At 33.8% G+C, this 1,192-nt stretch carries 1 protein-coding gene; it reads right to left on the bottom strand.

The window, feature by feature from the left end; all coding sequences use genetic code 11:
- Positions 1 to 15 precede the first annotated feature (15 nt).
- Complete coding sequence (locus QUB20_RS28490) at positions 16 to 1,128, bottom strand: IS630 family transposase (protein ID WP_333291850.1); 1,113 nt, start codon at positions 1,126 to 1,128, stop codon at positions 16 to 18.
- Between the last annotated feature and the right edge of the window lie 64 nt (positions 1,129 to 1,192).

The raw sequence follows: 1,192 nt of genomic DNA, 5'->3' as shown, positions 1-1,192 counted from the left end.
TAAGCTGTTCGACATCTAAACTGCATTAACTAAGTTACCTTTATTTTTTATTTTTCGGTTCCATTTCATAATTAGTCCTCCTTCATTTAACAGTTTATGTAACAGTGCTTCTAGTTTTTCAATGGATTCAAATAATCTATTAGCAACATATTCCTTGGCGGAATGCCATACTAATTCAATTAAGTTATAGTCAGGGCTATACTTTGGCAAAAACTCTATGATTAGATTCGGCATCTCTGACGCTATTTTCTGCAAAGTCTCTGCTTTTTTATGAAAACTAGCGTTGTCCAAAATTATCACAAACTTACAGCCCTTATCATTAAAGTCTTCTGCTAAATTTCCTTGCAATATCCACTCGGATTTTAAATCTTCATAAAAAGTTTTCAGCACAGCATAAAAATTAGCAGAATTACCAGATGGAATAAAATCTACCCATCTTTTTTTGTCTGAGTATCTCACTCCACCCATAACATTAATACGACCTTTTCGTCGGTCTCCTCTTTTATTACTTCGAGTCCCTTTTTTACACCAGTTTTTCCTTCTAATTACTCTTAAACTAAATCCACTTTCGTCCCAAAACCATACCTGCAATAGATTTGGAAATTCTTTTTCTATTTTTAAATACTCAGCTAATTTATCTTTAAATAAACCCCTTTCTACGGCATCTTGCTTATCCTTCAAGCTGTATTTAGCCCAAAGGTAAACATACTTTTTTGATTTTAAAATTCTCCTTACTTGGGTACTACTCAGCTCAATTCCCGTCTGCTCTCCTAGATATATTGCAAGTCTAGCTGTTGTCCATCTTCCGAACTCATAACCATATTTTTCAGGGTCTACTTCAACTGTTTCTAAAAGTAAATTAATGTATTTCTCTGTAGCTTTTCGGTAATTACCCTTCATCCTGTTATCTTTAAAACTGTCTAAATTTTCAGGATCACCATGAACGCTCCAATAGGCAACTTTTCTGAGAGAACATCCAATTAGTTCAGCAGTTTGAGCTTGTGTATTTCCGTTATTTAGTAATAAAAATATTAACGCTCTTTGTCGAATATCTGGATGCTCATGGTCTTTTAATGCTTGTTGCAGAGTTTCCTTTGTTTCTGAACTGAGGAAGTTTTTAGTAGGCATTGACTTGATCGGAAAATTATCATATTATACCATACAATATGCGTTTTAGATGCTGAACAGCTTA

The sequence above is a fragment of the Microcoleus sp. B4-C2 genome (genome assembly GCF_036705265.1).
Lineage (GTDB): Bacteria > Cyanobacteriota > Cyanobacteriia > Cyanobacteriales > Microcoleaceae > Microcoleus.
Note: the sequence above shows the minus strand (reverse complement) of the source record. Positions and strands in the feature narration are given on the sequence as shown.

What these genes read in the sequence shown, in the direction of transcription:
- QUB20_RS28490 (WP_333291850.1), bottom strand. Translation starts at nt 1,128, where the DNA reads ATGCCTACTAAAAACTTCCTCAGTTCAGAAACAAAGGAAACTCTGCAA.